Source organism: Myxococcales bacterium, assembly GCA_016720545.1.
Classification (GTDB): Bacteria; Myxococcota_A; Polyangia; order Polyangiales; family Polyangiaceae; genus JAAFHV01.
In genome coordinates, this window is record JADKKK010000002.1 from 444821 (window position 1) to 471247 (window position 26427).

Consider the following 26427-nt stretch of genomic DNA (forward strand, 5'->3'; position numbering starts at 1 on the left):
CGCCATGAAAAGGGGTATCGCGTGGCTCGTGGGGTGCGGTGTGGCGGTGGCCGTGGCCACGTCGTGCGCTGCGCTCGAGCCCTCCGCTACGGGCTTGTGCGGCAACGGCGTCATCGAGGACTCGGAGGACTGCGACGAGGCCATTCCGGCGACCTCCGGCGCCGCGTGTCTGCCCGCCGGGCAGCTCAACGCGTGCCACTACACGTGCGGGGTTAAGTCCGAGTGCCCGCCCGCGTGGGGCTGCGACATCAACGAGGGCATCTGCAGGCGCCCAGGCGGGACGTACACCCGAAAGCTCCGCCTCGAGACCGGCGCCGTACGTCTCGTGAAGGGCGACTTCGACGGCGACGGTCGCGCCGACCTCGTGCTGTCGCAAGCGAGCGACCTCGACGGGACGTCCTCCAGCACGGGGTACTTCTTCTCGGAGGGGATGCGCGAGCGCGAGCGCGTCCGGATCCCCACACGGATGGGCCCGCCTCACGTAATCCCGTCGGCGCTAAGCGACAAGGCCCTGGGCGTCGAGACGCCGGCGCGTGACTTCCCGCTCTCAGACCTCGGGTTCGCGACGACGCGAGGGGTCGGGCTGCTGCGCGGAGCCGAGGAAGAGCCGTTCGTCCCGGAGCTTCTACCCTTCCTGAAGGTGGCGGTCGCGAGCGCCCTCGTGCCCATCCCGAGCGCTCCGGATCCTGCGACTGGGTCCTCCCGAGGCCGGATCACCTACGGGGCCCTGGTCGCAGGCCCCGGCGGCCGCAACACCATGGCGACGGTGCGCCTCGACGGAGAGAACCCCCCGGCGAAGTACCTCGGCGAAATGGACGGGGACCCCGCGGCGCTCGCATCGGTGACAGCGCCCGCCGGCCGCGCCCTGTGTTTCTCGACGAAGGCGAACGCGCTCGCCCCTCCGACCACGTCGTGCAGCCACGCGCTCGTCTACTTCAAGGACGCCCCGATGGGGGTCGTCTATATCGTGGACGCCGATTCGGACGTCATCCCGAAACGTCGTCCGCGCATCCTGGCCCCCGGTCCCATTGACGGTCTCGCGGTGGGCGACGTCGATGGGGACGGCCTGACCGACATCGTCATCGGGCAAGGCCGGGGGAGCGACAAGGCCAGCTGTCCGCTCATGGTCGCCGGCGCGACGCTCCGCGACACGGCGCCGTCGGGGCTTGATACGCTCGAGTTCCGTCCGACCGCGTTGCCAAACCTGAGCGCCTGCCGGAACGAACCGTTCGTGGGGCTCGCGGAGCTCAACGGCGACGGCGTCGCCGACTTCATCTACGGCGGGCGAGTCCTGTTCTCGTCGGGGGCGGCGGGAGGGCCGCGCACCTGGGCCGAGGCCTACCGAAGCCCTGCCTCCCCGTGGACCCAGCTCACCGTTGGAGACTTCGACGGGGACGGGCGCGACGACGCGGTGCTGGCGGGGCTCGGGCAGGTCGACCTCACGGTGCTGCGCGGGTCACAGGGCGAGGTGCGACCCCTCACGGTCCCAACCCCGGAGCCGGTCGACACCGTCGTGGGCGGCTTTTTCGACGGCGATCGCATGCTCGACATCGCGTACTCGACCAAGTCGGACGGGACCCGCGCCGGTGCGGCTCCAGGCGTCCGCGACGCGGGGCCTCCGCCCCGCGACGCGGGGCTCCTTCGTGACGCCGCCGCGCCCGACGCCGCCGCCGCGCCCGACGCCGCGACATCGACGCCGACCCCCTCATCGTCCGTGTACGTCGTGTTTGGTGGCACGGAGCACGAGACGGTTCGTGTCGGGCGCAAGTCCGGCGCGCTCCAGAACCTGCGCCGACCCCTGTCGGATCCGACGCTCCCCGACATCGACGTCCTCGGCTTGCAGACGCGCACGGCCGCCGAGACGACCCTGTATGCGATCTACGCACCCCAAGGCCGCGGGCTCGTCCCTCTCTCGGGGAACACGGGAGAGGGCGGCGTAATCGGCGGTCGCGGGGTCGCGTTCGCCGATCTGCACGGCACCGGCAGGCTTGATGCCGTCCGCCTGAAGCTCAAGCAAAACTTCGCCTGCAAGACGGATCCGCCAAAGGCCGGCGTGGAGGTGCAGCCCGACCTGTTGACCCCGCCTTCGGTGCGAAAGTCGCGCGACGGCGCCATGGATTCGTACGACTCCCCGTACCACCCGCTGTCCCCGCTCGCGGTCGCCGCGGGGCGTGTCGGTGCGATCCCCATGGCGTTCGCGGTGGGCGCGGCGGGGGCAAGCTCCGCATCTTGGGGGCACGGTGTCGGCCGCAAGTGCCGAAGGGGCCCCTGTCGGCCAAGCTCGTCTTGAGCGAGCCTCGTCGAGGCGCTGGCGTACGACGTGGACCAGCCGCCCAGCGCCACCAGCGATTGCGTCAATCGACAATCGGACAGCTTGTCGCCGGCGGAGAGGTTCTCGCTCGTCGACCTCGACGGCGACGGGTACGACGACCTGGTGTTCTCCGACGGCGGGCGGGTTCGCCTCAAGGGGGACGCCGAGAGTCCGTACGGCCTCTATCCGGGCCTCGTCGTCGTGCTGCGGGGTGACGGCACCGGCAAGTTCTCGCGGGTCTCGCCCCCCGACCTGCGTGGCCGCTCGTTCGCCAAGGCCACCCTGCCCAACGGCCGCCCGGGCCTCGCGGTCTTGCGCGCTGGCAAAGTTGTATTCTACACGTTCACGAACGGCGAATTCGGCGCAGCACCCGCCGCGGACGTGACGCTCGAGGATCCGAACGGCCGTTCGCTCGAGGTCGGTGATTTCGATGGCGACGGGCTGGACGACCTCGCCGTGCTCGGCGGCGGCGTCTTGAAGATTTACGCAGGCGAGCGCGCGGGCCTCGAGGGACGGGTTGAACGGGAAGAGAATTCGCCACGCGCGCCCCGGGCACTGGATGGGTCTCGCCGTTGCCTTCGGCCTTGCGTCCCCGCTCGCAGCTTCCATCACGCCCCGCCTCGCGCGGGCGGAGGCGCCGTCCGCGGCCCAGCCAAGACCCAGTTCAGCCTCGGCGCGCAGGCCTACAGCACCGCGCGCTACGACGTCGCGGTGGTGGCGTTCGCCGAGGCGTACAGGCTGCTCCCGAGGCCGGAGATCCTCTTTTCCCTCGCCCAAGCCGAGAAGAAGCAGTGCCTCGCGACCAAGGACGGCGCGCTGCTCAAGAAGGCCCTGAAGCACTTTCGGGAGTACTACGACCGGCCGGAGCGCCTGGCGGAAGGTCGGAGGCGGTCAACGCGATCTCGGAGCTTGTCGCCCTGCAGAGCACGCCAGGTTATGCCGTCGCCGGCGCGGCGGCGGCCCCCGTCGCCACACGCGAGGCCACGAGGCTCTCGGTGTACGCGGCCGTCGACGGACAGGCGCGCGGCGCGGAGCTCTACGTCGACGGGCGCAGCCGCGGCGATCTGCCGTTTTCCGGCCCCGTCTCGGCGGGCAAACACCACATTCACGTCCGGTTGGCGGGGCACGTGCCGGTCGAGCGCGACGTGAAGCTCGCGGAAGGGACCTCCGAGAGCCTCAGGTGAACCTCGTGGAGCGCCCCGTGGGCGTCGCGTCTGACGCGCCCTCCAGGGACCGACGTCTACATCGACGGGGCGTTCGTCGGGCCGCACGCCCTTCGGCGTCGGGGTCGGCCTCACGTCGGGGCCCCACACGGCGGTGCTCGTGAAGAACGGGCGCCGTCTCTTGGCCAAAGAGTTCACGGTCGAGCAGGGCAAGCCGATGATCGTTCGCGCGCCGCTCGAGGTGTCCACCCAGCGCATCGCGGCGTACGCGGTGGGCACCGTGGGGGTCGCAGGCCTCGTCGCGTCCGGCGTGTTCTACGGCATCGCCCTCGGCGAAGAGACGCGGGCGCAGAACCGCCAGCTCGACGCGGCATTGGCAACCTCCAACCCCCAAGGGGTCGAGCAGTACAACAACGCGCTCGCGAACCGCGACTCGTTCCGCGCCGTAGGCACAGTGAGCGCGCTCGGCGGGGCGCTCGCGCTCGCCGGCGGGGTCGCCCTGTTCGCCTTCGACCGCCCCGATCCGAACAGCGTGCCGATCCGGGCCCGACGGGCCCAGCCGAAAAGCCTGGCGCGGACTTCGAGTTCGCCGCCGCGCCTCTGCTGCTCCGGGGGAAGGGAGCCGGCGGGCTCGGCACGCTAGGAATCGCGCCCGCGCTTCGCGACGCGAGCACGCTTCGGCTTGCGCTTTCTGTTTGCGAGGGACCGCGCGTTCGTCGCATGAAGGCGGGCATGCCGTTCAAGAAAGTGCTCGTCGCGAACCGCGGCGAGATCGCCCGCCGCGTCATCCGCACCTGCAAGCGCCTCGGCGTCCCGACCGTCGCCGTGTACTCCGAGGCGGACGCCCAGTCGCCGCACGTCCGTGAGGCGGACGAGTCGGTGCTGCTCGGCCCCGCGCCGGCGAAGGACTCGTACCTCAACGTCCCCGCCGTGCTCGACGCGATCGCGCGAACGGGCGCGGACGCGGTGCACCCGGGCTACGGATTCCTGAGTGAAAACAGCGGGTTCGCGCGCTCCGTCGCCACGGGAGGTGCGGCGTTCATCGGCCCGCCGCCGGCGGTGCTCGACGCGTTCGGCGACAAGATGAAGGCGCGCCACGTCGCGCTCTCCGCGGGCACCACGCCTGTCCCCGGGACCGACACGCCGCTCGCGCTCGACACCGCGGAGGCGCTCGTGGAGGCCACCGCCGTGGCGGAGCGGGTGGGCTACCCGGTGATCGTGAAGGCGGTCGGCGGCGGGGGTGGCATCGGCATGCAGATCGTGCGCGACGCCGCGGGCATGGAGCGCGCGCTGAAGAGCTGCTCCGACCGAGGGCGCGCGTCGTTCTCGGACGCCCGCGTGTACATCGAGCGCTACGTCGGCAAGCCGCGGCACATCGAGGTGCAGGTGTTCTGCGACGCGCACGGCGCCGCCTACGCGCTCGGCGAGCGCGAGTGCAGCGTGCAGCGCAGGCACCAGAAGATCATCGAGGAGACCCCGTCGCCGGCGGCCTTCTTCGCGGGCGAGGCAGGTGAGGCGAGGCGCGCTGCGCTCTACGAAGCGGCGCTCCGCGTGGTGCGCAAGGTGGGCTACGTGGGCGCGGGCACGTGCGAGTTCATCGCCGACGAGGCGGGCGAGCTCTACTTTCTCGAGGTCAACGCGCGCCTGCAGGTCGAGCACCCCGCGACCGAGATGGTCACCGGCCTCGACCTCGTCGAGTGGCAGCTCCGCGTCGCCGCGGGCGAGCGCCTGCCCGACTGGTCGCGGTTGCCGCGGACCGGCCACGCGATCGAAGCGCGCATCTGCTGCGAGGATCCGGCGAAGGGCTTCGTGCCCAAGCCCGGGCCCATCCACGAGCTCGCGTGGACACCGGACGGCGAGGTGCTCACGCGGGAGATCCGCGTCGAGTCGGCCGTCGTCGCCGGCAACACCGTCACGCCCTACTACGATCCCATGATCGCCAAGCTGTGCGCCTGGGGCGACACGCGCGCGGCGGCGATCGCGCGGCTCGACGCCCTGCTCGCGGGGGTCCACATCGCGCCCACCGTGACCAACATGCCGTTCGTGCGGCGCGTGCTCGCGTCGCCCGAGTTTTCGAGCGGCGAGTACGACACGGGGTTCGCCGAGCCCTTCGCGAAGCGCCCTCCGGCGTAGGCGCCAGGCGTCTGCGCGACCGCGGAGTCACCTCGGACTACACGGGAGTGAGCAGCGGGCGCCCTTCGAGGAGCGCCACCACGTTGTCCGCCGCGAGCATGGCCATGGCGCGGCGGGTCTCCGCCTCGGCGCTGCCGATGTGCGGCACGAGCACCGCGTTCTCTCGCAGCAGCAGCGCGGGGTGCACCTTCGGCTCGTGCTCGTAGACGTCGAGGCCGGCGGCGAACAGGGGCCCGTGAGCGAGCGCTTCGGCCAGCGCCTCCTCGTCGACCACCGCGCCTCGCGACGTGTTCACGAGCACCGAGCCGGGCTTCATGCGGGCGAGCTCCGCGCGGCCGATGAGGTGCCGCGTGGCGGCCGACAGCGGCACGTGGAGCGAGACGAAATCGGCGCGGGCGAGCAGCTCCGCGAGCGGCACGCGCTCGGCCGCCGGCGCCCCGGGCGGCGGGTCGGCGCGTGACGTGTAGAGTACACGCATTCCAAAGCCCTCGGCGCGCCTCGCCACTGCGCGCCCAATTCGCCCGAAGCCGACGACCCCGAGGGTCGCGCCGGCGACGCGCTTGCCGAGCATGAACGCCGGGTTCCACGGGGGAAACCCGCCGCTCCGGAGGACCCGCTCGGCCTCGCCGACCCGCCGCGCCGCCGCGAGGAGCAGGGCGAACGCCAGGTCGGCCGTGGCGTCGGTGAGCACGTCGGGCGTGTTCGTGACCGCCACACCGCGCGCGCGGCACGCGTCGAGGTCGACGTGATCGACCCCGGCGGACACGTTGGCCACGAGCTCGAGGCGGGGCAGGCGAGCGAGGAGCCCGCGGTCGACGCGCGTCGTGAGCAGCGGGACGAGGGCGCGCGCGGCCGCGGCCTCCGGGGAGAGCTCGCCGCCGACGCCGTCGGCGTACACCTCCACGCGCGCGCCGGTCGCGCCGATCCGCCCGAGCGCCTCGGAGGCGAGGGGGCCCGCCACGAGGACGTCAGTCATTCGCGTCGGCGTCCGCGTCGAACGGCACGACGCGCACGTCGTCGAGCCTCGGCAGCGCCGCCCGCAGCTCGGCCTCGATCGTGCTCGCGGTCCCGACGACGACGATCGCGAGATCTTGCGTCGAGATCCGCTCGCGCACGGCCGCGGACGCGGACGCGGCCGTCGTCGCGCGGACGCGCTCGAGGTACGAGGTGTGGTAGTCGGCCGGCAGCGCGAGCGTGTGGGTGTCCAGCGCCTGGTGGAGGCGCTTCGTCGGCGTGTCGATTTCGAACGCGTGCGATCGGACGAGGTAATTTCGCACGAACGCCGTCTCGCGCGGGGTCACGCCTCGCTCGACGAAGCGCTCGAGGAGATCGAGCTCCAACGCGACACACTTCGGGGCGTCGGTCGACGCCGGGAAGGTCCAGACGGTGAGCGCGTGGCGCACGCGCTCCACCGAGAGCCTCGCGCTCGCGCCGTACGACCAGCCGCGCTTCGAGCGGACCTCGCGCATCAGCCGCGAGGTGAACGTACCGCCGAAAATGGCCGTTCCGACGAGCAGCGGGACGTGGTCGGGGTCGTGGCCCGAGGTGCCCAGCGCGCCGATGAGGATCTGCGTCTGCGAGCGCTCGGGCTTGTCGACGATCACGAGGCGCCGGCCGCGCGGCCCGGGCGGATCGTGGAGGGCGTCGAACGACGGCGCGGCGCCGCTCGGGAGCGCGGCCGAGAGGCGCTCGGCGATCTCCGAGGCCTCCTGCGCGCCCACGTCGCCGGCGAAGCCGAAGGTCGCGGTCTCGCGCAGGTAGTGCCCGCGGTAGTGGGCCTCGAGCGTCTCTGGCGTGATCGTGGCGAGGGTGCGAGGGCGCCCCTGGGCCGAGCGGCCGAACGGGTGTCCCTCGAACATCGCGGCGCGGAAGGCGACCTGCGCGAGGTGGCGGTCGCTGTCGCGCGCCTCGATGAGCTCCGCGAGCACCTTCTTGCGCAGTCGCTCGACCTCGTCGGGTGCGAACGCGGGGCTCCCGAGGACCTCGGCGAGCAGGTCCACGAACCCGCCTAGATTGCGACGGATCACCTGCGCGTGCAGGGTGGTGGTCGTCGCGCTCACCTCCACCGACAGCTCGCCCCCGAGGCGGTCGAGCGCGGCCTCGAGCTCGCGCGCGGAGCGGCCGCGGGTGCCGCGGCGGAGCATGCGACCCGTGAAGCGCGACAGGCCCTCTTGTCCATGGGGATCAAAGAACGCCCCGGTGCCGAACGCGACGACGAGGTTGACCACCGGCAGCGCCCGCGAGGGCTCATGGAGGACGCGCGTCATGCGCTCACCGCCGCGGACTCGGTCGCCTGCGGGAGCACCGTGACGACGGTCCGCGAGGCGGCGCCGAGCCACCTACGCGCGGCCGTCCGCACCTGCCCGCGGGTCACGCGCCGGTACGCCTCGAGCTTCGCGAACGCGCCCCGCGGATCGCCCAGCACAGTGTCGTAGAAGCCTATCTGCTCGGCCTTGCCCGCGGCCGTGTCGAGCGACTGGAGGAGCCCGAGCTCGAGCCGGGCCTTCGCGCGCTCGAGCTCGTCCTCCGTCACGAGCTCCTCCTTCAGGTTCGCGATCTCGGCGTCGAAATCGCGGAGCAGCTCTTCGGGGCCGTGCGGCGCCCGCGCAGTGAGGAATACCTCGTAGAGGCCGGGATCACGGAAGGTCGAGACCCACCCGCGCAGCTCGGTCGCGACCTCGGTCGCGACGACCATCCGCTCGTAGAGGCGCGACGCGCGACCGCCGAAGAGGACCTCGTTCAGCACGCAGAGGACGGTGTGCTCGCTGTCGCCGAGCGACGGGCCCCGGTAGCCCACCAGCACCTTCGTGGTCGCGGTGGGGCGACGCAGCACGACCTCGCGCGCCGCCGTCTGGGGCGGATCGGGGAGGGTGTCCTCCTCCGGCACGACGCCCCGGGGAATGCCCCCGTACGCGCGCCCGACCTTCTCCAGCACCGCGCGCTCGCTCACGTCGCCCACCACCACGAGCGTCGCGTTGTTCGGCGCGTAGTAGCTCGCGTAGAACGCCTCGCAGTCGGCGGGGGTGAAGTTCTGGATGTCGTCCATCCAGCCGATCGTGGGCCAGTGGTACGGGTGCCGATCGAAGGCGGTCTTGTAGAGCAGCTCGTTCGCCGCGCCCTCGACGTCGTCCTCCACGCGATAGCGCCGCTCGTTCGCGACCACCTCCTTCTCGCTCGTCACCTGCGGCTCCCGCAGCACGAGGTGGGCCATGCGCTCCGACTCGAGGGACACGGCGAGGCCGAAGCGATCTCTCGGGAGCGACTCGTAATAGTACGTCCAGTCGAGCCAGGTGGCGGCGTTCGACTCCGCGCCGCTCTCCTCGAGCCGGCGGTCGAACTGCCCGGCGCGCAGGTTCTCGGTCTCGTTGAACATCAGGTGCTCGAACAGGTGCGCGAGCCCCGTCTTACCCGGCCGCTCGTGGCGCGAGCCCACGCGAAACCAGGTAAAATAGCTCACGGTTGGCGCCTGCCGGTCCACGAGCAGCAGCAAACGGAGGCCGTTCCCGAGCGTGAACGCGCGCACCGGATCGGCGCCGAAGGGCACGTCGCCCTCGTAGGTCCACTGGTGGGCGGGGGAGGGCGCGCGCGCGTTCAGCGTCGAGATCGTGGCCAGAATGCGCTTGTCCATTCCGCCCGCTTTACCACTCCGTCACGTCGAGCACCTGGAAGGATTCGCCGTGCCAGAGCCACACGTGCGGACCGCACAGCGCGAGGATGGCCGTCTCGGGGGCGCCGCTCAGCGACTCGCGGTCTTCGCTCCCGAGGCGTACGAGGCGCGCGGGCTCGTCGCAGTCGCGCGCGCGGTAAAACAGCGGCTCGTCCCCGCTCGTGCTGAGGACGCCACCGTCGCTCGCGATCAGCATGCCGCCCTCGAACAGGCGGAGCGAGTGGGCCGCGCGCGGCGCGCCCCGATCGTCGGAGAAGGCGGGGTGCTCTTGCTCCAAGGGGACAGGGCGGGGCCTCGCGGCGCGCTCCTCGCGCCACACGGTACCCTCCCGGTCGAGCACGAACGCGGCGCCGCGGAACACGTCGAGGTCGGCCACGTCGACGCCGATGACCTGGTCTTGGCGGATGTCGCTCCAGCGCTTGCCGTCGAACGACGCGACGGCCCCCATCTGCGCGCCGCTCACGAGCATGCTGAGGCCCCGCTTGTGCGCATGGATGGCGAGGACCGCCTCGCTCCCGTCGAGGCCCGCGTCGGGCGTGAACGGGATGAAGCGGTTGCCCGACAGCTCGAGCAGCGCTCCCGCGCCCCACACGAGCACGCGGCCCACGGCTGAGCCCATTCCGTACCAGAAAGTGCGCCCGGGGGTGCGGCGCGCGAGCGGAATGGGGCGGGACGTACCGTCGCGCTCGAACCGCACGGCGTGGCTCGCGGTCAGGCCCCACACCGTGCCATCGCGCTCGACGTGGATATCGGTGAGGTGCTCGTCGCGCGACACTTCGCTCTCGACCTCTCCGTCGACGAAGTGGAGCAGCAGGCTCGGCGCCTTCGCGCGGGCTCCGCTGGCGCGGCCGAGCACGTAGAAATCGGACGGTGAGCGCCCAGCCGCGGCTCGGAACGTGTAGCGCGTCGCGGGGAGGGGATCGAGGACGCGGGCGCCGCGCACCACGAGCGGTGGCTCCGGCGCCGACTCGCGGAGATCGCGCGACAGATCCTCGACGTGCTTGCCGGCCGACTCGGCGTAGAAGTTCTCGTTTCGGAACGTGCGCAGCCAGCGGAAGACGTCCTCGGCCCCGAACGCGACGTCGCCGGTGCGAAAGCGGCCGGTCATGGAGAAATCGTCGACGTTGATGGTGAGCACCGTCGCGCCCGTCGAGTCGAACAGGCGGTTCACGTCGCCCCGCGTGGCCCGAGCGCGCTCGGCTCCGAGCAGCGCGGTCATGGCGGGCAAGTCGGAGGTCTCGAGCGTGCCAAGCAGCGGCGTCTCGAAGTGGAAACCCAGGTTCGCGAGCAGCTCGCGGAGCCGCTGAGGGATCCGCGCCGCGGCCTCCATCGACTCTTCGCGCTCGTCGGCAAGGTCGTCGAGCCAGTGGGCGAAATCGTGCGCTCGTGGTCGTGGCGTGGTGCCCACGAGCTCGACGACGGGGAGCTGGCCGGGCGCCGTGGCCGCCCGCGGCGCTCCGCCGAACCGACGCGGCCCGTGCCCGCGATCCAGCGCGACGAGGGCGCCGTCGACCGTGGCGAAAGGGAAGTACCGCTTCCCGCCGTCGGCTCCGAAGCGCGCGCGCACCTCAGCCTGCGCGTGCGTGATGCCCTCCGCGTCGAGCAGCGCGCCAGGGTCGCCGAAGCCGGAGGTCACGGCGGCCACGGCGACGTAGGGCTCAGGGAGCGGTCCGCCAAAGCGCTCGGCGCGCGCCTCGAGCTCAGCCTCGGGGACCGGAGGAAGGAAGGACGCGCCACGGCCCGACTGTTCCAGGACCACGCGGATGCGCTCGATCGCGGCGAGCGCGAGGCGGCTCGGGTCGATCGTCGCCCGTGGCTTCGGGCGCCTTACCGCAGGCTTCTTCCGTGGGGCGAGGGTCTTTCGCACGCGGCGGCGCTAGACTACCAAACTTCGCGGCCGTCCTACGAGAAAGCCGCGCCTCGGCCCCGGAGGCAACGAAACGGACGAGGCGCGCCGTCCGCGAGGCTCCCGACGCCGCGCTCGCGCTCCGCAATTTCGTCGAGCGAGGGAGACTCGCGCCCTGGGGGAAGCAATCGCGGCCGCATGATCGGCGTTCGATGAGCTCCGCCCCGAGCCGGTGGCTCTGTTCGGGAGAATTCGCGGCGCTAGCCCTCGACCTTGAGGATGGCGAGGAACGCCTTCTGCGGGATCTCGATGTTTCCCACCTGCTTCATGCGCTTCTTGCCCTCCTTTTGCTTCTCGAGGAGCTTACGCTTTCGGCTGATGTCGCCGCCATAGCACTTCGCCGTGACGTCCTTCCGGAGGGCGCGGACGGTCTCGCGGGCGATGATCTTCCCACCGATGGCGGCCTGGATGGCCACCTCGTACTGCTGCTGAGGCACGAACTCCTTCAGCTTTTCGGCGAGCGACCGGCCCCGGTTCTGGGCTCGCTCGCGGTGCACGATGATGGAGAGCGCGTCGAGCGGGTCGCCGTTGACCAGGACGTCGACCTTCACGAGGTTGCCCGGGCGGTAGTCGATGATCTCGTAGTCCATCGACGCGTAGCCCCGCGAGACGCTCTTCAGCTTGTCGTGGAAGTCGAAGAGCACCTCGCCGAAGGGCAGCTCGTACACGATGATGAAGCGGTCGTTGGCCGCCGTCATGCCCATCTGGTTGCCCCGCTTCTCCTGGCACAACGTGAGCACGGCGCCCACGTACTCCTGGGGCACGTGGATGCTCATCTTGACGAACGGCTCCTCGATTCGCTCGATGTCCTGCGGAGGCGGCAGCTTCGCGGGGTTGTCGACCCGGACGTAGTCGCCGTTGTTCTTGTAGACGTTGTAGACCACCGACGGCGCCGTGGTGATGAGGTCGAGGTTGAACTCGCGCTCGAGCCGCTCCTGGATGATTTCCATGTGGAGCAGGCCGAGGAAGCCGCAGCGGTACCCGAAGCCGAGCGCCTCGGACGAGTCGGGCTCGAAGGAAAACGCCGCGTCGTTCATCTGGAGCTTGTCGAGCGCGTCGCGGAGGGACGGGTAGTCGGACGAGTCCGTGGGGAAGATCCCCGCGAACACCATGGCCTTCACGTCCTTGAAGCCGGGGAGCGCCTCGGAGGCGCGGAGACGCTCGAGCGCGTGGGTGACCGTGTCGCCGACCTTGGCGTCGTGGACGCTCTTGATGTTCGCCGCGACGAAGCCGACCTCGCCGGGGCCGATCTCCTCGAGGGCCACCGCGAAGGGCTGGAAGCTGCCGAGCTCCGTGACCTCGTATTCGGTCTTGGTGGCCATGAAGCGGATCTTGTCGCCCTTGCGCAGAGTGCCGTCGACCACTCGCACCATCACCATGGCGCCGCGGTAGGAGTCGTACCAGGAGTCGAAGATGAGGGCGCGCAGCTTCCCGTCGGGGTTCCCGCGGGGGGGCGGCATCTTCTTCACGATCTGGGCGAGGATGTCCGGCACGCCGACGCCGGTCTTGCCGCTGCACCGCACGGCCTCGGAGCAGTCGAGGCCGATGACCGACTCGATCTGCTCCTTCGTGCCGTCTACGTCGGAGGAGGGGAGGTCGACCTTGTTCAGCACCGGCAGGATCTCGAGGCCCTGGTCGATCGCGAGGTACACGTTCGCGAGCGTCTGGGCCTCGACCCCCTGGGTCGAGTCGACGACGAGGATGGCGCCCTCGCAGGCCGACAGGCTCCGCGAGACCTCGTAGTTGAAGTCGACGTGGCCCGGCGTGTCGATCAGGTTGAACTGGTAGACCTCGCCGTCGTCGGCCTTGTACTTGAGGCGGACGTTCTGCGCCTTGATGGTGATCCCCCGCTCACGCTCGATGTCCATCTTGTCGAGGAACTGCTCACGCGACTCGCGCTGCGTGAGCGCGCCGGTGACGTCGAGGATGCGGTCGGCGAGCGTGCTCTTCCCGTGGTCGATGTGCGCGATGATCGAGAAATTGCGGATCTTGGACTGAGGCGTGGGCATGGGCGCGGTGCCTTATAGCCGAAGCGCGCGCCCCGCGCCCCTCATCCGCGCGGCCGACGGCGTGGTCGACCCGGCGGGCGGGGTCGCGCCGGCACACGCCTCACATGTTCGGGTCGTCGCTGCCGCCGCCACCCCGCGCGCGCCTGTCCTCGCCGAGCGGGAGCTGCGCGTCGAGCGTCTCTCCCAACGGGAGCTGCCCGGGCAGCATGTGCTGGTAGCGCCGAAGCACGAGGTCGATCCCCTCGCGAATGTAGACGGCGACGGGCACCTTCGTTCGCTCGTGGAGGAGCTTGAGTTGGTCGCTCTGCTCCGGCGTGACGTAGATGGTCGTGCTGATCTTCTTGCGCATGGCGGGACCGTGCAGAGGCAGGTAGAGCAGGGGACGAGTCAGCGGGTTCGGGGCGTCCGAGATCCGCCCGAACGAACATACACTACGTGAGCATACGTGACCGTCAAGCGCGATTCTGTGACGTTCAAGATCTAAGGTAACATTTTAAGTGTTGGATATAAGATGTGAATTTCTTCAAGTTGGCCCACGCGCACCGGACGCAAACAGATTTGTCGCGTGGGGAAGCTTGCTCCGCGAGCGCGACCCCGGGTAGAGTGTCCACGCTCGGCGGGCCGACACGAGGGGTGTGGTGCGCGGGTAGTTGGAGTCGAGGAGGATGCGAGTGAACGACCGAAGCCCGAAGCGGGCATGGCACGGGGTCCGGGCGGGAGCACTCTTCGTCGCGGTCTGCGCGAGCGCGTGGTCGTTGGCGGGGTGCGAAGCGTCGGAGGCGATCGTCGCTGGCAAGCGGGATCCATCGCTCGTGCGCAACACCGCGATCGTCCACGAGCCGTGCGACGCCAAGTCCGGCCAGGTGCAGGCGATGGACGCGAACCTGGACGGAAAGCCCGAGATTCAGCGCGTTTACCGCGGCGGTGTGGAGACGTGCCGCATCTCGGACCTCAACGGAGATGGTCGCCCGAACATGTACGAGTACTTCGCGCAAGACGGCACTACCGTGCGCCGCCGCGAGTACGACTACGACGACAACGGCGTCGTCAACGAGATCGAGATCTACGAGGGCGGGCGCCTCACGCGGCGCGAGATGGACACGACCAACCAGGGCCGCATCGACACGTGGGACACGTTCGACAGCGTCACCGGGAAGATCGCCAAGCGCGAGCGAGACAGCTCCCTCGACGGTCGCGTCGACCAGTGGTGGGTTTGGAAGGGCGACACGGTAGACGTGGCGATCGATCGCGACGGTGACGGCAAGCCCGACCCCGAGGCGAGCCTCCTCATCGGACCCAACGGGCAGCCGGCCTCGCCCACCGGCGGCGCGCCGAAATCTGCGACGCCCGCGACCGACGCCGACGGAGGAGCAGCGAAATGAAGACACGAACCCGCGCCGCGCTCGCCCTGAGCCTGGGCGCCACGACCTTGGCTTCCGCGGCGCTCGCGCTCATCATCGGTGGCTGCGGCGGCTCCGAGACCCGCGCCGAGGTGGCCGCGGGCGGGGCGTCCAACCAGGCGGCATGGCCATCCGACGACCGCTCGATGTGCAACTACAAGGGCAAGCCCGATCTCGAGGTGAACGAGACGGCCGGCCCGGGTGCGCTGCGCCCCAACGTCCGTCGCGTGTATCGCGTGTTCGGCGCCGCGGGCGAGTCCTCGCGCAAGGCGCTGGTCTGCCGCGAGGCCGACACGAACCTCGACGGCATCAAGGACGTCGTGCGCACCTTCAACGCCAAGGGCGAGGCGGTCCACGAGGAGAGCGATCGCAACTACGACGGTCGCGTCGACGTGTGGATCAACTTCGTCGAGGGGCGCCTCGCCCAGGAGCAGGTCGACACGAACCTCGACGGCAAGCCCGACGTGTGGAAGTTCTACGTCGAAGGCAACCTCCAGCGCATTCGCCGCGACCGGAATTTTGATGGAAAGCCGGACGTGTGGGAAATGTACCGCAACGGCAAGCTCGAGCGCATGGGCATGGACGAGACCTTCGACGGGCACGTCGATCGGTGGGATCGCGACGAGCAGCTGAAGGCCGAGCAAGAGGCGGTCGAAGCGAAGGCCCGTGAGGCCATGGAAGCCGCGTCGAAGGACGGCGGCACCGAGCCAAACCCGGCCGACGCCGGCGCCCCCGCCAAGGGCGACGCCGGCGCGAAGTAGCGCCGCGGAGCCGCCGCGAGGCGGCATCGCTCGAAGAACGCCGCCCGTGCCGCGCCTCGCGGGGTACGGGCGTCGTCGCGTTCGGGTCGGCCGACGCCGTGCTCGTAGCAGGCGCCGCGACCGACGGCCCGTGCTAGAGGGCTGCGCATGGCATCCGAGCGACTCCAGAAGATTCTCGCGCGCGGCGGCGTCGCCTCTCGCCGGGCGACCGAAGACATGATCCGCGCCGGCAGGGTGCGAGTGAACGGACGCGTGGTGACCGAGCTCGGCACGAAGGCCGATCCACGCGCCGACAAGGTCGAGCTCGACGGCAAGCGCGTCGTCGCCGAAGACGCCGTCTACGTCCTCTGCCACAAGCCGCGCGGAGTGGTGTCGACGCTGAGCGATCCCGAGGGGCGCGCGACCATGGCGACCATGCTCTCGTCGTTCGACGTTCGGCTCTTCCCCGTCGGTCGGCTCGACTTCGCGACGAGCGGCGCGCTGCTGGCGACCAACGACGGCGAGTTCTCCGACGGGCTGCTTCACCCGAAGCGCGCGGTGCCCAAGACCTACGTCGTAAAAGTGAATGGTATCATGGAGAAAGAGCACCTCGACCGCTGGCGTCGCGGGCTTGAGCTCGACGACGGTCCGACGCAGCCCGCCGAGGTCAATTTCCTCCGCCACGAGGGCGACAAGACCTGGTTCGAGCTCACCATCAAGGAGGGCAGAAACCAGCAGATTCGCCGGATGGGCGAGGCGAGCGGGTTCTTGGTGATGCGGCTCTCGCGCGTGGCCTTCGCGGGGATCACCACCGAGGGGCTGCCCCCTGGCGGCGTAAGGCCGCTGACGCGGGACGAGCTCGGCGCGCTGAAGAAGGGCTACGGCGTCCCGAAGAAGCTGCCGACGACCCTCGACCTCGCCCGCGCGCGGGAGGAGGCCGCCGCGCCCCGCCGCGTCGTCCGGAGCCGTCCTTCTCCGCGGCCGGATGCGGGGGTGGAGCCAGGTGCCCGCCGCCCTCAGCGGCTCGCCGACGACGCGCGCGGCGGCTTCCGCGAGGACGCCCCGCGGCGACGCGAGGGCGCGCCGGTCGGGCCGCGCCGCGAGGCGCGCGAGCCTTCGGGGGGGGGCGAACGGTTCGGCGCGCGCTCCACGGGGTCGAGCGGACCGTCGCGGGCTCCGCGGGGCGAAGGGGCCCCGCGAGGGGAGCGCGAGCCCGGCCCGGCTCACGCACGGGTCGAGCGAGGCGCGCCCGGCCGCCGAGGCGAGCGCTCCGCAGGGGCTCCCGAGCGCGAGCGCGGGCCGGCGCCGCGTGGGCGAGGACCCGCGCCCGAGCGTGGGCGAGGACCCGCGCCCGAGCGTGGAGGCGAGCGTGGGGCGCCGCCTGGGCGAGGACCCGCGCCCGAGCGTGGAGGCGAGCGTGGGCCGCGTGGGCGAGGACCCGCGCCCGAGCGTGGAGGCGAGCGTGGGGCGCCGCGTGGGCGAGGACCCGCGCCCGAGCGTGGAGGCGAGCGTGGGGGCCGCGTGGGCGAGGACCCGCGCCCGAGCGTGGAGGCGAGCGTGGCACGCCGCGTGGGCGAGGACCCGCGCCCGAGCGCGGAGGCGAGCGTGGCACGGCGGGCGCTCGGTACGGCGGCGGCTCCCCCGTCCGCCGCGGCTACGATGTCACCTCGGACTGGGGGGGCGGGGCAGGCCGCGGACGTGCCCCGGAGACCGGGAGGCCCGCGGCCGACGATGGTGGACGGGGAACGAGCCGCACCACCGGGACGGGCGGGGGGCCCAAGGCGCCGCCGGGCACCTACGACCGCGTGAAGGGCCGGCGCGGGTAGCGCTCGCCGCCGCGCAGACCCATGCTGCGAATGTGCATCGCGTTCGCGTGCACCACGCTTCATACATCGGGTCGTCACGCCTCGCACGGCTCGCAACTCGGCGAGAATCCTCGGTCATCAAGCGGTTCGGCGCTCTAGTCTGGAGTCCACCTGCTGCTAGAGCTAGGCGCCGGGGCGCTGGCGGCGGCGCGGGCGCGCTCTTCGCGGCGATCGCGGCGGTGGGCCCAGCGCCAGGCGAGCGCGCCGAAGAGCGCGCCGAGCGCGATCCCGACGACCACGGAGCCGAGGCCCCAGTCGAGCAGCAGCTCGGGGGCCTGCTCGAGCACGTGCTCTCGCGTGATCGGCGCGAGCTTCCCGGTGCGCAGCAGGCGGGAGCACTGGATCTCGGCGAGCACGATGAACGGCATGAAGACGAAGTTCGAGACGCGCGAGCCGAGCCACGCGTAGAGGCGGTTTCGACGGAAGAGGGTGGCGGCGAACACCGCGACCCAGCCGTGGAAGCCGACCGCGGGCGTGCACCCAGAGAAGACGCCGAGGAACACCGCCTCGCCGACCTCTCGAGGCGTCGCGCGCTCGTTTCTTGCGCGGTGCCAGAGCCGTCTGGCGAGCCGGCGAACCTTCTTCCAGGCGCGGCGTCCACGGGGCATGGTCTTGCGCGGCGCCGGCACGCCGAGCGCAATAGCAGCTTCGGAGCGGAATTCGAGCCGTCGCGCGCTCCGCTGGTACGCGGCGGTCCGCGGGGTTGGGGGTGCGCCGGCGCCCCCCAACAAACTCGCCCGCGCCCGCGCGGTGAGGCACGCTCTCCCCGTGCAGCCCGCGCAGCCCTTGGACTTCTCGTCCGCCATCGCCGCGTTCGAGTCGCATCTGCGCGCGGAGCGCAACGCGTCGCCCCACACGGTCGCCGCCTACGCGCGGGACCTGCGCGCCCTCGACGCCTTCCTGCGCGAGCGAAAGGGCCTCGCGGAGTGCGCTCCGGTTCCCCTCATCGCGGCCGACGTGTACTCGCTCCGCGGGCACCTCGGCGTCCTCGCGCGCACCCACGCGCCGCCCTCGGTTGCGCGCAAGCTCGCGGCGATACGTACTTTTTTTCGATTCCTGGTCGATCGCGGCCACCTCGCCTGCAGCCCCGCGGACGAGCTGGCGAGCCCGAAGGCCCGCCGCCCGCTGCCCACGTTCCTCTCTGTCGACGCGGCCAAGGAGGTCGTCGAATGCGCCACCGCGGCCGACGGCCCCGTGGGGGCGAGGGACCGCGCGCTGCTCGAGCTTCTCTACGGCGCTGGGGTCCGCGTGAGCGAGCTCGTCGGCCTCGACCTCGGCGACGTCGATCTTGGCGCCGGTCGCGCGCGGGTCTTGGGCAAGGGCCGCAAGGAGCGCCTCGTGCCCTTCGGCGACGCCGCGCGCGACGCGCTCGTCGAGTACCTCGCGGCGAGGCCCGCGCTCGCGCACCCCCGCACCGGCGCGCTCGATCCGAAAGCGCTCTTCGTCTCCGTGCGCGGCCGCCGCTTGCCGGTCCGCGCGGTGCAGCTGCTCGTGCGCGCCTACGGGGCGCGGGGCGCGGGGCGGGCGGACCTCCACCCCCACGCGCTGCGCCACACGTGCGCGACCCACCTCCTCGATGGCGGCGCCGATCTGCGCTCGATCCAGGAGGTCCTTGGGCACGCTTCGCTCTCGACCACGCAGCGCTACACGCACGTCTCGGTCGAGCATCTGCTGCGGGTGTACGACGGCGCGCACCCGCTCGCCCGCGCACGGCCCCGCGGGTAGCGCCGAAGGGTTGAATTCCGTCGGCGTTGGTCAGAGCCCGTGGGAGCCACGGCGCCGCGAACATTGGGCACCGCCCAAGCGCGTCACCCATCACGACTTCGATGGGAGAGGCGTCGACTGCGACGCTCGGGGCGCTGGCCCTCGAGGGGAGCGCGCACGAACCTGTTCGTGAATCCGGCGCGGTGACTTACAGTGCGCGCCGTGCTCGCTGGGATGGTTCGTAGAGCGGCGCTCTCGGTCGGCGGAGCCGCGGTCGGGGCGGCGGTGGTCGCCGCGCTAGAGGCGCGCCGCGCCGGGAGCCTGGACCTGGAGCTGCCCTCGGTGGGAGCGCTCTTCCTCTCCGACTTGGGGCTCCTCTGCCCCTTGGCGCTGGTGATTGGCGTCGGGGTCGCGGCGGCGACGGCGTACTTCGAGCCGCGCGATCTTCGCTCACCCCTCGAGCACGTCCAGGCCCTCCGCGCCGCGCCGGTGCTCGAGCGATCGCGCACGGCCGCGCTGGTGCCGCTCGCGATCGTCGCCGCCTTCGTCCTCGTCGTGGTCTCGGCACACGTCGGCAAGGCCCGCCTCGCCGAAGGGACGCCGCAGGGCGCCGGCCTGCTCCTCGGCGTGCAGACCATGGCGCTCGTGCTCGTGCTTCTGGGCCTCGTGCTCGCCCTCGGCCCGCCGCTGCGCCGCGCACTCGCGATGGGGGCGTCACGCCTCCCGTCGCTCGTGGATCCCGCGGCGACCGGCGCCGCCGCCGCGGCGCTCGTCGTGTCGCTCGTCGCGCTCGGCGTGGCGAGCGGCGACGCGAGCGGCGACGGCGCGCACGCGCTGGCGATCCTCGGCGTGCTGAAGCGCAAGGAGCTCGACCTCACGCCCATCGCCGGCGCGCTGGTGCTTGCGGCGGCTGCGTACGCGGCGCCCGTGCTCGCGCGGACCGGCAAGGGGCCGCTCGCCCCGTTGGCGGTCCTCCCGGCGGTCGTGCTCGCGCTGGCCCTGTGCTGGCGTGACGCCCTCGTCCTCAACGCGGAGCCCGAGCTCGCGCGCGGCCTCGCCCGGTACGCCTCGCTGGGGAAGGTGGGCCTCGGCGTGCTCCGGCGCGCGACCGATCGCGACCACGACGGCGCCTCGCCGCTCTTTGGTGGCGGCGACTGCGACGACCGCGATCGCGCCCGCTATCCCGAGGCGATCGACGTCCCCGGCAACGGCGTCGACGAGGACTGCTCTGGCGCCGACACTCCCGCGCCCAAACCGGTCGCGCCCCCGGTGGTCGCGGTCCCGAAGCGCGCCCACCGCTTCAACGTCGTGCTGATCACGGTCGACACGCTCCGCACGGACCTCGGCTTCATGGGCTACCCGAAGCCCGTGAGCCCGAACATGGACCGGCTGGCGAAGAAATCCGTCGTGTTCGAGAGGGCGTATGCCATGGCGTCCTACACCGGCAAGAGCCTCGGGCCCCTCCACGCGGGGAAGTTCCCGAGCGAGACGCTGCGGGACGGCGGCCACTTCAACGTCTACTCACCCAAGAACACGTTCGTGGCCGAGCGGGCCCGCGACGCGGGGTACGCGACCCTCGGCGCCATGTCGCATTTCTATTTCAAGCCGAGCTTCGGGCTCGCGCAGGGCTTCGATAAGTGGGACCTCAGCGCGATCCCGCCGGGGCTCGCCGACAACGACAACTCGATGTCGAGCGAGGCGCTTTCCACGGCGATCCTGAAGCTCCTGCGCCAGCCGAGCGGTGAGGCGAGCGGGGGCGCGGGCGACGCCGGCACCGGCGACGCGGGCGACGCGGGCGACGCGGGCGACGCGGGCGACGCGGGCATGGGCGACGCGGGCGGGGCGGGGGAGAAGCCGTTCTTCGCGTGGTTTCACTACTTCGATCCCCACGCCCAGTACGCGCCCCACCCGGAGGCCCCCAACTTCGGCGAGGGGGAGAAGGGCGCCGCGGCCTGGGTCCACGCTCAGTACGACGGCGAGGTCTGGTACACCGACAAGCACCTCGGGCGCGTGCTCGACGCGATCGAGGCGGCGCCTTGGGCCGACCGCACCGTCGTCATCCTCACGGCCGATCACGGCGAAGCGCTCGGCGATCACGGCATGAGCTGGCATGGCTCCGAGCTCTGGGAGTCCCTCGTGCGGGTCCCGCTGGTCGTCTACGTCCCCGGCGTACAGCCCCGTCGTGTCGCAGCCCGTCGGTCCCACATCGATCTTGCGCCGACGATGCTCGCGCTCATGGGCATCACCGCGCCCCCGGGTGAGCTGTCCGGCCAGAGCCTCATGCCGGAAATCGAAGGCGTCGCGGGCGCGGAGGCCGACCGCGACGTGTACATCGACATGCCCATCGGCCCGTTCAACCAGACCCGCCGCGCCCTCATCTCGGGGCCCGGCGCGGGCGTGAAGCTCCTCCACTTCGGCGGCGCCCAGTACCAGCTCTTCGACCTCGCGGTCGATCCTCAGGAGCGGAACGATCTCCACCGCGACAAGGATCGCCTCGCGCCCATGCAAGCGGCGTTGGCGGCGTTCCGCGCGCGGTTGACCGAGATCGAGGTGAAGCCCGCCGAGCAGTGAGCGGAGTGGCGCCTGTCGGGAAATCCCGACAGTGTCGGTCCCCGGGTACAGCTCAGCCGCTACGCCGCGGCCGCTGGCGCAAACTCGGTGGCGGCGAGCTCGGCGCGGAGCCGCGCGCGCGCCCGGTGGAGCCGGGATCGGACGGCGCTCTCGGTCAGGCTCAGCGTGGTCGCGATCTCGTGAAGTGACAGGTCTGCGGTGTAGTGCGCGACCACCACCTCGCGGTAGTCGTCGGGCAACGTTCGGACGGCCGCCTGCACGGCGTGGGCCTCGTCGCGCAGCGCGGCCGAGTGCTCGGCGCCGTGCTCCTCGGTCCCCGCCAGGCCGGCCAGGTCGTCGAGCTCGTAGCCGCTGGAAATGCGGGCGCGGAGTCGACGCTGCGAGCGCATCAGCATGAGCGCCTCGTTCGCGGTGACTCGAAAGAGCCAGGTCGAGAAGCTCGAGTCGCCTCGAAACGAGGCCACCCGCCGAGTGATCTGGATGAGGGCGGCCTGCAACAGATCGCGCCGATCGTCCTCCGAGACCGGGTAGCGGAGGAGCTGCTTCTCGATGACAGGGACCACCTCCGTCAGGAGATGATTCATCGACTCGCGGTCGCCGAGGGCTGCACGCTGGAGGAGCTCAGGCTGGATTCCAAAGGCCATGCTCACCCTCAGCAATCGCCGTGCCGAGCGAATCATGCGGCGTTCTCGCGAACGGCAGACCTCGCCGTCGGCACGCGCCGACAGCGGCTGGGCTCGGAATTCGCGCGCTCTCGTTGGCCGTCCGCTAAGGTGAACGAATGCTGCCGGCCGCGCTCGTGCTCCTCATGGCCGCCTCGTCGCCGGCACCCTCGGGCGGCGCGGCGCGCCCCGCCGAGTGCGCGAAGGCCGACGGTTCGAGCGGCACCAACGCGTGGGAGCGCGCCAAGGCGCCCGAGCTCACCCAGTATTGCGAGAAGCTCGCGAGCGCGACGGCGCAGCTCGTGGGGACCGAGCCCGTTTCGCCCGAGGTCCTGACCCTCGTCGACGCCGCGATCCGGCTCCGCCCACAGCGAGCACCGGGACACGCGCTCCGCGGTCGAGCCCTCGCGCGCCTCGCACGCTACCCGGAGGCCGTGGCGGCGTTCGAGGAGGCCAAGAAGCGGGACGACCGGGCGCTCGACGAGCCCCGCGCGCTCTTCGCCTTCGCACACGCCCTCGCGCGCGCTGGCCGACGCACCGAGGGGCTCGCGGCGTTCCGCGCGCTGCTGCCGCGTGCGTCGCGGCTCGAGGCCGCGGAGCGCGGCGCGGCCTACGTCGAGGCCGGACTGCTCCTCCTCCGCGATGGTCCCACCCAGCTAGACGACGCGATCGCCGTGCTCCGCGAGGCGAGGCGACAAGCTCACGACGGGGTGCACGCGGCGGCGCTGCTCGGCCTCGCGCTGGCCCTCGAGCGGGTGGGGGAGCACGACCAGGCGCGCGCCCTGCTCGTGGAGCCCGGCAAGCTCCCGAAGCGCCTCGAGAGCGCCCTCGCTGAGCCCCGCGCGCGAGAGGTGCTCGCGGTGGGCGAGCCGGGCATCGAGCACCTCCTCCTCGGCGTGCTCCTCGAGGAGGCCGATCCCGCGCGTGCGGCCACGGCGTACCGAACCGGGCTCGAGAGGTCCCGCGTCGACGCGCCGCCGCGCCCCGCGAGCGCAGGCGGCGGCGCGGAGCCCGCGAGGGGCCCCTGGGACGAGCACACCCGCAAGCGCATCGACGCCCTCTCCGGGCGGAAGGCGCCTCGGTGAGGCGCGCGGCGCGCAGCGTGGTCGTCGCGCTCGTCGCGCTCGTCGCGCTCGTCGCGCCTGCTGCGCTCGACGTCGTGCCGTCCGCGGCCCGCGCCGACACCCCTCCGGGGCTCTGGGGATCGGTCGGCGATCCCGGCTCGCGCGCGCGCTATGACCTGCACGTGCGAGTGCGCCAAGTGCTCGACTTCGATGCCCGAGTGGAGCTCGCGAAATTCGGGGCGCTCGATCACGCGCGGGCGCTGCTCGAGGACGCTCGCGCCGAGGCGAGCCCGGACGTGCGCCTACGCTTCGACCTCGGCGAGGTCTACTACAAGCTCGACCTCCTGCCGGAGGCGGTGCGTGTGCTCGAGCCCGCGACCCGCGCGAACGAGGGGCACCCTGCCGCCGCCGACGCGATGGTGACGCTCGCGTATTGCTACGCGAAGCTCGATCGCCCGCGCGAGGAGCACGACGCCTACCAGCGCTACTTGAAGCTCGCGGTCGACCTCGGGCCCCGGGCGAACGCGACCCTGAACCTCGCCGAGTCCGAGATGCGCCTCGGCAACCTCGCCGAGGCGGTCACGGGGTACGAGAGCGCGCTGGTCCTCACGGCGAAGCTGCCTCCTACCTCGGGCGCGCACCAAACCGCCGCGCTCGCCGTGTGGGGGCTGGCCGTCGCGCTCGATCGCTCGGGGGAGGGGAGCCGCGGGCGGGCCGCCGCTGCGCGCGCGCTCGGGCTCGATCCCGGCCTCGCCATCATCAGCCAAGACAAGAACGTGTTCTTCGTTCCGGCCTATGAGCGGCTCTGGTACCTCGCGCTCGGCGCCGGCGCGCAGGCCGAGGCCGCGCCGAACGCGCACGAGGCGCTCGTGCACCGCCGGGCCCAGGAGCTCGCGCTGCGCACGTACGTGGCCAAAGCGACCGCCGACGACCGCTGGGGCGGGCTCGCGAAGGTCCGCCTCCGCGAGGCCTCCGCGCTCCGCGCGCGCGCAGAAGCGGCGGCGAGAGTGGCACCCCCACCGCCGCGTGAGCCTTCGGAAATATTCAGGTTTTAGACATGAAAGGCCCGCCCCTGCCGCTCGTGCAGCGGTCGCCCGCCCACCGGGAGCGCGTGCGGGAGGTGCTCGATCGCGTCCGGTCGGACTGCCCCCTGGGCGAGCGTCGCGCGCGCGATCCGGTCGAGCACGTGCACGCCTTCTCCACGCGCGATGAGCGCGAGCTCGTGGGCCTGCTCGCTTCCGCGCTCGCGTTCGGGAACGTCGCGACGATCCGCGCCAAGATCGCTGAGGTGCTCGAGCGCCTCGACCACGAGCCCGTGCAGCGGGCCGAGGCGCGCGCCGAGCTCGACCGCCGCCTGCGAGGGTTCGTGCACCGGCTCTTTCGAGGAGAGGACGTCGCTGGGCTGCTCTTTGGCGCGCGCGCTTGTCAGCGGCGCTTTGGTAGCCTCGAGGCGGTGTTCAAGGAGGGCTTGGCGCGCGCCGAGGCCGCCGGGGGGCCCCGCGACGCGGCGACTTGGGAGGCCCTCGCGTTCCTGGTCGACGAGGTGCGGCGCGAGGGCGGCCTCGACCGCCCGACCACCCGCCGCGGCCCCGCCCACCTCCTGCCCGACGTGCGGCGTGGGGGTGGCGCGAAGCGGCTCTTCTTGTTTCTTCGCTGGATGATCCGGCCGGCCGATGGCGTCGACCTCGGGGTGTGGTCGCTCCCACCCTCGCACCTCGCGTGCCCCGTCGACACCCACATCCTCAAGCTCGGTCGGAACCTCGGGCTCACCGCGCGAGCCGACGCGGGCCGCCGAACCGTTCGCGAGATCACCGCGTCGCTGGCCGCGCTCGACCCGGTCGATCCGGTCAAGTACGACTTCTCCCTCTGTCACCTCGGGATGGCGACGCGGTGCCGAGAGCGGTTCGACCCGGCCGTCTGCGGCGGCTGCCCCGTGCGTCCCGCGTGTCGTCACGCGACGCGACGGGCTCGGCCCCCGCAAATCGTCCCAAGGTGACCGCCGGGCGACGGAATGGCGCGGCCCTCGGGCGAAGACGTGGACTTCCAGTGGCCGATCGTGCGAGCGTAGACCGTCTGACCCTGTCTCCCCCCAACCCATGCCCGACACGAAAAAAGAGTTCTCCCTCGACGCCCTCCGGACCGACGGTTGGTTCGAGCGCATCGGCGAGGGGATCGGCAGCTTCCATGCTCTCTGCGAGATCGTGGGCGAGCGGTTCCTGGCGTTCTCGATCATCGTCGGCGCGCGCATCACGGCTCTGACGGTCGACCGCCGCAGTCCAGACCAGACCCTGGTCGACTTCGTGGTGGGCGGAGCCGAGGCCGACGGCGATCTCGAACCGCAGAGGCTCACCCTCGCGGACTTCCGGCGGCGCCTCGTGGGCGCGCTGCTCGTCGAGGAAGAGCGCCACCCCGTGCTTCCCGAGCGCGAGACCGACGTCGAGGCCATCCAGCTCTACATCGGCGTGCGGTACCTGCTCCTCGCGCCCCTCTATGGCTTCACCCTACGGAGCCTCGTCCTCACCGACGCGGGCGCGCGCCTGCACGTCTCGCTCGACGGCGATGACGAGGTGTTCGAGGTCGAGGAGTTCCGCGGTCGCGTCCGCGCGTCGGTCCGCGAGGAGCTCGATCGGATCGCCACCGGATCGCGCAGCGCGATCGACCTCTCGAAGGTCGCCGACGCGGAGGCCGCGGCGGGCAAGGGGGAGTGGCCGAAGGTCGTCGCCCTGCTCGGCACCTGGCCTGCGCCGCTCGCCATCTTCCTTCGCACCCCCGAAGGACAAATGCTCGCCCCCGAGGCGCGAGCGATGATCGCGAAGGGGCTCGGACTCCTGGGCTCCGCGTGCGTGCACCTCGGCGAGCTCGAGCAAGCGGAGGAGGTCTTCCGCATCGGCATCCAGTACGCGCAAGAGGGCATCGCCGCCGCCGACCTGTTCCGGCGCCTCGGCGAGGCGCTCATCGTCAACGATCGCCCGGGCGAAGCCATTGGCCCCCTGCGTCGCGCCATCGCCTTTGGTGGGCGCCCCGCGGAGGTCATGCCCCCGCTGGCCCGCGCGTTCGTGCGTCGCGGGCGCTTCGTCGCCGCCTACGCGTGCCTCCGCGACGCCCTCGCGGCGGGCGTGCCCGAGCGCGATCTCGCCGACGAGATCCGCGCCGTCGAGGACAAGCTAGGCCCGCCGCTCACCGCGTGGAAGGCCCTGCTGCTCCTCGAGCGCCGATGACGCCTCGCCGGGCG

General features: G+C 71.8%; 20 protein-coding genes and 1 pseudogene. 13 read left to right on the forward strand and 8 right to left on the reverse strand.

From position 1 onward, the window contains the following. The first annotated feature begins 4 nt into the window (after nucleotides 1–4). The 4 genes from IPQ09_05740 to IPQ09_05755 all read left to right on the forward strand — a co-directional run bounded on the left by IPQ09_05740 (nucleotide 5) and on the right by IPQ09_05755 (nucleotide 5607). The gene (locus IPQ09_05740) at nucleotides 5–2290 is read left to right on the forward strand and encodes an FG-GAP repeat protein (GenBank protein MBL0193722.1); all 2286 of its coding nucleotides are present in this window, start codon (nucleotides 5–7) and stop codon (nucleotides 2288–2290) included. An 84-nt stretch (nucleotides 2291–2374) separates the two neighbouring features. After that, nucleotides 2375–3460, forward strand: a complete 1086-nt coding sequence (locus tag IPQ09_05745; protein ID MBL0193723.1) for a VCBS repeat-containing protein — start codon at nucleotides 2375–2377, stop codon at nucleotides 3458–3460. A gap of 174 nt (nucleotides 3461–3634) precedes the next feature. Then, nucleotides 3635–4117 carry a hypothetical protein gene (locus tag IPQ09_05750; protein ID MBL0193724.1) on the forward strand — a complete coding sequence of 161 codons (483 nt, stop codon included), beginning with the start codon at nucleotides 3635–3637 and terminating at the stop codon, nucleotides 4115–4117. An 89-nt stretch (nucleotides 4118–4206) separates the two neighbouring features. After that, nucleotides 4207–5607: an ATP-grasp domain-containing protein gene (locus IPQ09_05755; protein MBL0193725.1), complete on the forward strand. Its 1401-nt coding sequence runs from the start codon at nucleotides 4207–4209 to the stop codon at nucleotides 5605–5607. 37 nt (nucleotides 5608–5644) lie between these two features. Here the strand turns inward: IPQ09_05755 and IPQ09_05760 are convergent, their stop codons facing one another. The 6 genes from IPQ09_05760 to IPQ09_05785 form a co-directional block, all read right to left on the reverse strand. After that, nucleotides 5645–6583, reverse strand: a complete 939-nt coding sequence (locus IPQ09_05760; GenBank protein ID MBL0193726.1) for a D-glycerate dehydrogenase — start codon at nucleotides 6581–6583, stop codon at nucleotides 5645–5647. Beyond that, the gene (locus IPQ09_05765; protein ID MBL0193727.1) at nucleotides 6576–7874 is read right to left on the reverse strand and encodes an insulinase family protein; all 1299 of its coding nucleotides are present in this window, start codon (nucleotides 7872–7874) and stop codon (nucleotides 6576–6578) included. The genes IPQ09_05760 and IPQ09_05765 overlap by 8 nt, the downstream gene beginning before the upstream one ends. Then, complete coding sequence (locus IPQ09_05770; protein ID MBL0193728.1) at nucleotides 7871–9235, reverse strand: insulinase family protein; 1365 nt, start codon at nucleotides 9233–9235, stop codon at nucleotides 7871–7873. The genes IPQ09_05765 and IPQ09_05770 overlap by 4 nt, the downstream gene beginning before the upstream one ends. 10 nt (nucleotides 9236–9245) lie before the next feature. Continuing rightward, nucleotides 9246–11141 (reverse strand): hypothetical protein, encoded by a 1896-nt coding sequence (locus IPQ09_05775; protein MBL0193729.1) that lies wholly within the window; start codon nucleotides 11139–11141, stop codon nucleotides 9246–9248. A 239-nt stretch (nucleotides 11142–11380) separates the two neighbouring features. Further along, nucleotides 11381–13189, reverse strand: a complete 1809-nt coding sequence (lepA, locus tag IPQ09_05780; protein ID MBL0193730.1) for an elongation factor 4 — start codon at nucleotides 13187–13189, stop codon at nucleotides 11381–11383. Between the two features lie 100 nt (nucleotides 13190–13289). Beyond that, entirely contained in the window at nucleotides 13290–13538 is a 249-nt protein-coding gene (locus IPQ09_05785; GenBank protein MBL0193731.1) for a ribbon-helix-helix domain-containing protein, read from the reverse strand. 322 nt (nucleotides 13539–13860) lie between these two features. Here IPQ09_05785 and IPQ09_05790 point away from each other — a divergent pair, with 322 nt between their 5' ends. The 3 genes and pseudogenes from IPQ09_05790 (at nucleotide 13861) to IPQ09_05800 (ending at nucleotide 16363) form a co-directional block, all read left to right on the forward strand. Further along, the gene (locus IPQ09_05790; GenBank protein ID MBL0193732.1) at nucleotides 13861–14571 is read left to right on the forward strand and encodes a hypothetical protein; all 711 of its coding nucleotides are present in this window, start codon (nucleotides 13861–13863) and stop codon (nucleotides 14569–14571) included. Beyond that, entirely contained in the window at nucleotides 14568–15350 is a 783-nt protein-coding gene (locus IPQ09_05795; protein MBL0193733.1) for a hypothetical protein, read from the forward strand. Before IPQ09_05790 ends, IPQ09_05795 begins: the two co-directional genes overlap by 4 nt. 147 nt (nucleotides 15351–15497) lie before the next feature. Then, nucleotides 15498–16363 (forward strand): annotated as a pseudogene (locus IPQ09_05800) (rRNA pseudouridine synthase). Nucleotides 16364–17289: 926 nt separating this feature from the next. Here the strand turns inward: IPQ09_05800 and IPQ09_05805 are convergent. After that, nucleotides 17290–17802, reverse strand: coding sequence for a DUF2062 domain-containing protein (locus tag IPQ09_05805; protein MBL0193734.1), 513 nt, complete (start codon nucleotides 17800–17802; stop codon nucleotides 17290–17292). Here IPQ09_05805 and IPQ09_05810 point away from each other — a divergent pair. Then, nucleotides 17801–18919, forward strand: coding sequence for a tyrosine recombinase XerC (locus IPQ09_05810; protein MBL0193735.1), 1119 nt, complete (start codon nucleotides 17801–17803; stop codon nucleotides 18917–18919). The two genes, IPQ09_05805 and IPQ09_05810, sit on opposite strands and share 2 nt — an antisense overlap. 201 nt (nucleotides 18920–19120) lie before the next feature. Further along, a complete protein-coding gene (locus IPQ09_05815) occupies nucleotides 19121–21469 on the forward strand; it encodes a sulfatase-like hydrolase/transferase (protein MBL0193736.1) in 2349 nt (782 codons plus the stop codon). Between the two features lie 59 nt (nucleotides 21470–21528). On the opposite strand, the gene IPQ09_05820 is transcribed toward IPQ09_05815, so the two are convergent. Next, nucleotides 21529–22113 carry an RNA polymerase sigma factor gene (locus IPQ09_05820; protein ID MBL0193737.1) on the reverse strand — a complete coding sequence of 195 codons (585 nt, stop codon included), beginning with the start codon at nucleotides 22111–22113 and terminating at the stop codon, nucleotides 21529–21531. A 137-nt stretch (nucleotides 22114–22250) separates the two neighbouring features. Here IPQ09_05820 and IPQ09_05825 point away from each other — a divergent pair, with 137 nt between their 5' ends. From IPQ09_05825 to IPQ09_05840, 4 genes are all read left to right on the forward strand, one after another. Further along, nucleotides 22251–23216 carry a hypothetical protein gene (locus IPQ09_05825; GenBank protein MBL0193738.1) on the forward strand — a complete coding sequence of 322 codons (966 nt, stop codon included), beginning with the start codon at nucleotides 22251–22253 and terminating at the stop codon, nucleotides 23214–23216. Beyond that, on the forward strand, nucleotides 23213–24250 hold the full coding sequence (locus tag IPQ09_05830; protein ID MBL0193739.1) for a hypothetical protein: 1038 nt from the start codon (nucleotides 23213–23215) through the stop codon (nucleotides 24248–24250). The genes IPQ09_05825 and IPQ09_05830 overlap by 4 nt, the downstream gene beginning before the upstream one ends. A gap of 56 nt (nucleotides 24251–24306) precedes the next feature. Further along, the gene (locus IPQ09_05835; GenBank protein MBL0193740.1) at nucleotides 24307–25191 is read left to right on the forward strand and encodes a TIGR02757 family protein; all 885 of its coding nucleotides are present in this window, start codon (nucleotides 24307–24309) and stop codon (nucleotides 25189–25191) included. 100 nt (nucleotides 25192–25291) lie between these two features. Continuing rightward, a complete protein-coding gene (locus IPQ09_05840; protein MBL0193741.1) occupies nucleotides 25292–26413 on the forward strand; it encodes a hypothetical protein in 1122 nt (373 codons plus the stop codon). Nucleotides 26414–26427: the final 14 nt, after the last annotated feature.

Bases quoted from the DNA above. Each gene is read 5' to 3' on its own strand.
- IPQ09_05740 (MBL0193722.1), top strand. From the start codon at position 5: ATGAAAAGGGGTATCGCGTGGCTCGTGGGGTGCGGTGTGGCGGTGGCC.
- IPQ09_05755 (MBL0193725.1), top strand. From the start codon at position 4,207: ATGCCGTTCAAGAAAGTGCTCGTCGCGAACCGCGGCGAGATCGCCCGC.
- IPQ09_05760 (MBL0193726.1), bottom strand. From the start codon at position 6,583: ATGACTGACGTCCTCGTGGCGGGCCCCCTCGCCTCCGAGGCGCTCGGG.
- IPQ09_05765 (MBL0193727.1), bottom strand. From the start codon at position 7,874: ATGACGCGCGTCCTCCATGAGCCCTCGCGGGCGCTGCCGGTGGTCAAC.
- IPQ09_05770 (MBL0193728.1), bottom strand. From the start codon at position 9,235: ATGGACAAGCGCATTCTGGCCACGATCTCGACGCTGAACGCGCGCGCG.
- lepA (MBL0193730.1), bottom strand. From the start codon at position 13,189: ATGCCCACGCCTCAGTCCAAGATCCGCAATTTCTCGATCATCGCGCAC.
- IPQ09_05785 (MBL0193731.1), bottom strand. From the start codon at position 13,538: ATGCGCAAGAAGATCAGCACGACCATCTACGTCACGCCGGAGCAGAGC.
- IPQ09_05795 (MBL0193733.1), top strand. From the start codon at position 14,568: ATGAAGACACGAACCCGCGCCGCGCTCGCCCTGAGCCTGGGCGCCACG.
- IPQ09_05810 (MBL0193735.1), top strand. From the start codon at position 17,801: ATGGTCTTGCGCGGCGCCGGCACGCCGAGCGCAATAGCAGCTTCGGAG.
- IPQ09_05805 (MBL0193734.1), bottom strand. From the start codon at position 17,802: ATGCCCCGTGGACGCCGCGCCTGGAAGAAGGTTCGCCGGCTCGCCAGA.
- IPQ09_05820 (MBL0193737.1), bottom strand. From the start codon at position 22,113: ATGGCCTTTGGAATCCAGCCTGAGCTCCTCCAGCGTGCAGCCCTCGGC.
- IPQ09_05825 (MBL0193738.1), top strand. From the start codon at position 22,251: ATGCTGCCGGCCGCGCTCGTGCTCCTCATGGCCGCCTCGTCGCCGGCA.
- IPQ09_05840 (MBL0193741.1), top strand. From the start codon at position 25,292: ATGCCCGACACGAAAAAAGAGTTCTCCCTCGACGCCCTCCGGACCGAC.